Raw genomic sequence first — 6,149 nt, forward strand, 5'->3', positions numbered from 1 at the left:
GGCTGGCGGACGCCCCCGCCGCGCAGGAGAGCCGTCGAACTCGAGAGATCACGACCGGACGACCTCCACGTGGTTCACGTTCTCCGCCGCCCGCCGCCCCCGGCTCCGCCGGACGCTCCGCTCCCGCCGTCTCAGGCCGCGAGTCCGCCGAACAGCAGTGACACCGTCATCGCGATGATGACCGAGTCGAAGGCGGACGCGATGACGACGTTCGCGCGCACCAGGCGCCAGCCCTCTCTCGAGCGGATCTCGGCCGAGACCGTGGCCGCCATCGTGGACAGCAGGAGCGCGAGGGTCGCGTCGTCACTGAAGTGCGGCACCTCCTCGAAGGCGAAGCGCACCTGCGACCGCCGGGGCGACCGCGACTCGAGGCGCAGGCAGGCCTGTGCGACCGAGAAGACCATCAGCACCCACGAGCTCGCGACGGCGAGCAGGGCGGCGGCGGGGGAGAGGGGCTCGCTGCGGGACTCCGTCCTCTGCGCGATCGCCACCGTGACCACGATCGCCGGCACCGCCGCCGGCAGCGCCGCCGGCAGCGTCGTGCCGGTCACCCCGGTCGCTCCCGCCATCCGCGAGAGGAGGCGCCGCTCGCCGCGCGCCTCCTCCTCGGCGGTGCTCCGCAGCGCCTGCTCGTCGAGGCGCGAGAAGGAGGCGGCGCTCCAGCCCACGGAGAGGGCGGTGGAGAGCGGCCGGCCGAGCAGATGGACCGGAACGAGGGTCGCCGTCGCATCGACGGCCCCGTCGCCCGGAGCGAGCGTCCCCGTCGCCAGGACGAGCAGCACCACCACGATCGTGACCAGGAGGCGCACGCACACCCGGAACAGATCCGAGCGGGGTCGTCTGCGCGCGGTCATCGCCGTCCTCCCCGTCAGAGGCCCGGAGCGCGCCTCGAACAATATCCACGCCGTTCCGTCCTGCGGTGTCCCCGTGCACCACCGGGCCATTCGTTGCAACCAACAACAAATCCCCCGCGCACCCGGCAGAATGGACCCATGACCTCACGGAGCAACTGGGCGGGCACCTACGAGTACCGCGCCGCCGCCATCATCGAGCCGGAGTCCGTCGAGGAGGTGCAGCGCCTCGTCCGCGAGAACGAGCGCGTCCGCGCCCTCGGCAGCCGCCACTCCTTCAACTCCCTGCCCGACACCCCCGGCGCACTGCTGCACCTGGGGCGCCTGGCCTCCGACCCCGTGATCGACGCCGAGGCGAGCACCGTCACCGTCGGCGGCGCCACCCGCTACGGCGTCGTCGCCGCGCACCTGCACAGCAACGGCTACGCCCTGCACAACATGGGCTCGCTCCCGCACATCTCGGTCGCCGGCGCCATCGCGACCGGCACCCACGGCTCGGGCGACCGCAACGCGAACCTCTCCTCCGCCGTCTCGGCGCTCGAGCTCGTCACCGCCGACGGCTCGCTGCGCACGATCCGCCGCGGGGAGCCGGGCTTCGAGGGCGTCGTCGTCGGCCTCGGCGCCTTCGGCATCGTCACCCGCGTGACCCTCGACATCCAGCCGACCTTCGACGTCCGCCAGGACGCGTTCGTCGACCTGCCCTGGGAGCGCGTGCTCGACGACTTCGACGCGATCACCTCCTCCGCCTACAGCGTCAGCCTCATGACCCACTGGTCCTCGCCGACGGTGGAGCAGCTGTGGCTGAAGACCAAGGTGGCGGCGGGATCCGTCGCCGACGTCGACGCGACGCACCTGGGCGCGGTCGCCGCCTCCGCGAGCCTCTTCGCCGTCTCGGAGGGTGTCGACTCCAACCTGAACCCGTTCGGCGGCTCCGTCGGACCGTGGTCCGAGCGCCTGCCGCACTTCCGCCTCGACCGCGAGCCGAGCGCGGGCGACGAGATCCAGAGCGAGTACATGGTGCCGCGCGCGAACGTCCGCGAGGCGATCGTGGCGCTGCGCGCGATCGGCGAGCGGATCGACGACGTCCTGCTCATCACGGAGCTGCGGACCATGGCGGGCGACGACCAGTGGCTCTCCCCCGCCGGAGGCCGCGACAGCGTCGGCGTGCACTTCACCTTCAAGAAGGACCGCGCCGGCGTCGACGCCGTGCTCCCCGCCGTCGAGGGCGCGCTGCTGCCGCTCGGGGCCCGGCCGCACTGGGGCAAGCACTTCCTCGCCGGAGCCGACGAGATCGCGCCGCTCTACCCGCACCTCGAGGAGTGGCGCACCCTCCGCTCCGAGTGGGACCCCTCGGGCCGCTTCGCGAGCGACTTCCTCCGCGACCGCCTGCTCGGCTGAGCGGCACCCGCCCCGCGGGACCAGGCAGGTTCCGCGGGACGGGGCTCACCGGACGCAGCACAGGACGGGGCTCACAGGACGCAGCTCGCGGGACGCGGCTCTCGGAACGCCGCTCAGAACAGGCGGGCCGCGTCGGCGGGCTCGACGAGGTCGCGCACCAGCGCCGGGATCCGCTTCCGGAACGGGAAGAACCCCCGCGACGCCGACGGCCACGCCGCACCGTCCCAGCGGCGGCGCACGGTGACGAGCGCGACCCCCTCGTCGGCGAGAGCCGAGCGGAGCGCCTCCACCCGCTCGCCGACGGGCCCGACCGGCGCGTACGGAACGACCACGGTGTCGATCCGCTCGGAGACCGCCCAGTCGACGACCGTCGCGGCACGCGCGTCCGCCAGCACCCGCGCCGGCCGACCGCTGGAGTCGGAGGTGCGCTCGGCGGCGTCGGCGAGCGCCGCGGCGGTGAAGGCAGCGACCGCGTCGGAGACTCCGGACGGCGAGCGCCCGCCCGCGTCCCCGGCGACGGCGCACGCGACGAGGCGCTCGGCCAGACCCGGCTGCTCGGCGAGCAGGCTCTCCGCCTCGAGGTCGTCCTCGTGCAGCAGGAGGCCGGGGCGGGCGCCGACGGTCCCCACGACGTCGTCCTGCTCGAGCGGTGCCCGCGGCGGGAAGGGCTCCTCCGTCAGCGCGGGGGCTGTGGTGGCGAGGCCGCTCGGCGAGAAGCGCCCCTCCGTGTAGCGGGCGATGTTGGACGCGGAGGCGAGGTAGGTCTTGCCCGGAGTCTGCAGGCCGGCGACCCATCGCCACGACAGGGTGTTGGACGCGGCGTCGCCGTCGAGCAGGTGCCGGTAGAAGAAGTCGGCGCCGAGCTGCCAGGGCAGTCCGAGGGTGAAGATCCAGATGCTCGCGAACCACATGCGGGTGTGGTTGTGGAGGTACCCGGTCTCGACGAGCTCGCTCACCCACGCGTCCATCGCGTCGATGCCGCTGTGTCCGCCGATCGCGTCGAGGTACCCGGGCGGAGGATCGCCCGCGGAGGAGTCCGCCACCTCGCGGCGGTAGCGGCGCCAGACGTCCGGGTTCTGCTCGAGCCAGCCCTTCCAGTAGGTGCGCCAGAACACCTCCTGGACGAACTTCTCCGCGGCGGTCAGCCGGTGGCGCGCGAGGACCGCGGCGACGACCTCCCGCTCGGTGACGAGGCGGTGGCGGAGGTAGGGCGAGAGCCCGGAGACGTTGTCCCGGGACGGTCCGAGGTCGTGGTTGCGGTCGCGAGCGTAGGCGGAGCCCGCGCGGGCGACGAAGTCGTCGAGCGCCTCGAGACCGGCGGCTCTGGTCGGGATGAACATCGCCCCATCATCGGCGTCGGCCCGGTGAGAACACCGGCGGCGGCCTCCCGAGTGCGCTCCGGGGACGGAGGTGCCCGCCGAGCGCTCGTCAACGGGGTGACCGGCGCCTCCGACCCGACGTAGCGTCGGAGGACGAGAGGGAGGCCGCCATGCCCCGCGAGGAACAGATCCCGTCCACCATCGAGCGCTCCGACGAGCACGCGCAGAAGCTCTGGTCGGCCGCGCACGACTCGGCCGTCGACAGCTACGGCGACGGCGAGCGCGCCCACCGCACAGCCTTCGCCGCGCTGAAGCACGAGTACGAGAAGGTCGGCGACCACTGGGAGCGCAAGGCCGAGAGCGGCCCCTCCGACTCCCGCGCCGAGGGCCACGGCCGCTCCCCCGGGGGCGAGACGGCGGGCGGAGTGGACGCGAACGCGACCAAGGCGCACCTGATGGACCTCGCCAAGCGCCTGGACGTCTCCGGCCGCTCGCGCATGACGAAGGCCGAGCTCGTCGAGGCCCTGCAGAAGGAGAGCACCCGACGGACGCGCGACGCGCGGTGAGGGCAGGGGGGCGGGGCCGGGAACACCCGCCCCGCCGAGCCCCGGCCCCGCTCAGTCCAGCGCGTCCCGGACGGCCGCCATGCCCAGCTCCAGCTCGGCGAAGGTGGTCGACAGCGGCGAGAGGCCGATCCGGATGCCGTCGGGTCGGCGGAAGTCCGGCACGATCCCGTCCGCCTGCAGCCGCGGGACGAGGCCGGCGAACGACTCGTGCGCGATCGTCACGTGCGAGCCGCGCCGGGCGGGGTCGAGCGGAGTCGCCACCCGCACCCCGCGCGGCACCAGCCACGCGTCGGCCAGCTCCAGCGCGTACGCCGTCATCGCCTCCGACTTCGCGCGCACCGCGGGCATGCCCACCGAGGCGATCAGCGCGATCATGTCCTGCATCGCGAGCATCCCCGTGATCGGCGGGGTGCCGCTGAGGAAGCGCCGCATCCCCTCGGCCGGACGGTAGCCGGGTCCCATCTCGAACATGTCGGCGACGCCCATCCAGCCCTGCACCGGCTGCGCGAGCGAGCCCTGGTGCCGGGAGGCGACGTACGCCCACGCGGGCGCCCCCGGGCCTCCGTTCAGGTACTTGTAGGAGCAGCCGACCGCGAGGTCCGCGCCCCACGCGTCGAGCTCGAGCGGCACCGAGCCGACGGAGTGGGAGGCGTCCCAGAGCACGAGCGCGCCGGCCTCGTGCGCCTGGGCGGTGATCGCCGCGGCGTCGGCGAGGAACCCCGAGCGGTACGCGACGTGGCTGAGCAGCACCAGCGCCGTCCGCTCGCCGAGCACCGGGGCGAGGTCGTCGGGGCCGACGCCGCTCCCGGGGTCGGAGTCGATCCAGCGGAGCGTGCTGCCGGTCTCGGCCGCGATGCCCTCCAGCACGTACCGGTCGGTGGGGAAGTTGTCGGTGTCCACGACGATCTCGTCGCGCCCCTGCTCCGCCTGGCGGGCGATCGCCGCGCGGGCGAGCTTGTAGAGCAGGACGGTCGTGGAGTCGGCGACGACCGTCTGCCCGGCCGCGGCTCCCAGCACCGCGGAGCCGAGGGCGTCGCCGACCTCGAGCGGCATGTCGAGCCAGCCCTCCTCCCAGCCGCGGATGAGGCGGCCGCCCCACTCCTCCTCCGCGAACCGCGCGAGCCGGGCGACGCTCGCGCGCAGCGGCCGGCCGAGCGAGTTGCCGTCGAGGTAGGAGCGGACCTCGGGGGTGCGGACGAACAGCTCGGGGCAGTGCGCGAGCGGGTCCTGGGCGTCGAGCGGATGCATGCCCTCACCCTAGGTCGCGGGCGCCGGGCGCGACGCGTGCCGCCGGGGCCCCGGATCCGTGCCGCCGGGATCCCTGACGGGTGCTGCCGGGGTCCCTGATGGGTGCTGCCGGGGTCCCTGACGCCGCTCGGACGCCGCCCACCGTCCAGAAGTCGTCGCACTCGGCCGCGACCGCGACGACTCCCGAGCACTCGCGAGCCCTCACCCCGAAGCCTCTCCCCCCACTGTCCAGAAGTCGTCGCACTCGGCGTCGACTGCGACAACTCTTGAGCACTCGCGAGCCCTCACCGGAGCCTCCCCCACTGTCCAGAACTTGTCGCACTCGGCGTCGACTGCGACGACTCCTGAGCACTCGCGAGCCCTCACCCGGAGCCCCTCCCCCCCACTGTCCAGAAGTCGTCGCACTCGGCGTCGACTGCGACAACTCCTGAGCACTCGCGGACCCGCGCACTCGAGCCGGTCGCCACTCCTCCGAAGTCGCCGTACTCGCGCTCCAGTACGGCCGCTTCCGCATGGTCGTGGAGCCGCCGGGCCCGTCCCAGCGGTCGTCGCCGAGTGCGCAGAAGTCGTCGCACTCGAGCTCGAGTGCGACAACTCCTGGACAGTCGTCGAAGCCAGAGGAGAACGGAGCGGGAGCCGGAGGAGGACGGAGCGCGAGCCGGCGAGCGCCCCCGCACCCGCGAGCACGGCCGCGCACCTGGGAAGTCAACGGGCGGACGCCGCCCCCCGCCCCGCCTAGCCTCCGAGGACGGCCCCCGCCGCCTCCC

General features: G+C 73.9%; 5 protein-coding genes. 2 read left to right on the forward strand and 3 right to left on the reverse strand.

The features are described 5' to 3' along the window. Positions 1–131: 131 nt before the first annotated feature. Positions 132–854: a DUF1345 domain-containing protein gene (locus tag C5C99_RS16465; RefSeq protein WP_181074637.1), complete on the reverse strand. Its 723-nt coding sequence runs from the start codon at positions 852–854 to the stop codon at positions 132–134. A gap of 138 nt (positions 855–992) precedes the next feature. Here C5C99_RS16465 and C5C99_RS16470 point away from each other — a divergent pair, with 138 nt between their 5' ends. After that, on the forward strand, positions 993–2,249 hold the full coding sequence (locus tag C5C99_RS16470) for an FAD-binding protein (protein WP_104234610.1): 1,257 nt from the start codon (positions 993–995) through the stop codon (positions 2,247–2,249). A gap of 113 nt (positions 2,250–2,362) precedes the next feature. Here the strand turns inward: C5C99_RS16470 and C5C99_RS16475 are convergent, their stop codons facing one another. Further along, entirely contained in the window at positions 2,363–3,589 is a 1,227-nt protein-coding gene (locus C5C99_RS16475; protein ID WP_104261761.1) for an FAD-binding domain-containing protein, read from the reverse strand. Positions 3,590–3,738: 149 nt separating this feature from the next. Here C5C99_RS16475 and C5C99_RS16480 point away from each other — a divergent pair, with 149 nt between their 5' ends. Continuing rightward, complete coding sequence (locus C5C99_RS16480) at positions 3,739–4,134, forward strand: ChaB family protein (RefSeq protein ID WP_104225169.1); 396 nt, start codon at positions 3,739–3,741, stop codon at positions 4,132–4,134. Positions 4,135–4,185: 51 nt separating this feature from the next. Here C5C99_RS16480 and C5C99_RS16485 read toward each other — a convergent pair whose 3' ends face one another. Next, positions 4,186–5,382 carry a kynureninase gene (locus C5C99_RS16485; protein WP_104282629.1) on the reverse strand — a complete coding sequence of 399 codons (1,197 nt, stop codon included), beginning with the start codon at positions 5,380–5,382 and terminating at the stop codon, positions 4,186–4,188. Positions 5,383–6,149 lie beyond the last annotated feature (767 nt).

Source organism: Rathayibacter sp. AY1C4 (assembly GCF_002932195.1).
In the GTDB taxonomy this organism is placed as follows: domain Bacteria; phylum Actinomycetota; class Actinomycetes; order Actinomycetales; family Microbacteriaceae; genus Rathayibacter.

Bases quoted from the DNA above. Each gene is read 5' to 3' on its own strand.
- C5C99_RS16465 (WP_181074637.1), bottom strand. From the start codon at position 854: ATGACCGCGCGCAGACGACCCCGCTCGGATCTGTTCCGGGTGTGCGTG.
- C5C99_RS16470 (WP_104234610.1), top strand. From the start codon at position 993: ATGACCTCACGGAGCAACTGGGCGGGCACCTACGAGTACCGCGCCGCC.
- C5C99_RS16475 (WP_104261761.1), bottom strand. From the start codon at position 3,589: ATGTTCATCCCGACCAGAGCCGCCGGTCTCGAGGCGCTCGACGACTTC.
- C5C99_RS16480 (WP_104225169.1), top strand. From the start codon at position 3,739: ATGCCCCGCGAGGAACAGATCCCGTCCACCATCGAGCGCTCCGACGAG.
- C5C99_RS16485 (WP_104282629.1), bottom strand. From the start codon at position 5,382: ATGCATCCGCTCGACGCCCAGGACCCGCTCGCGCACTGCCCCGAGCTG.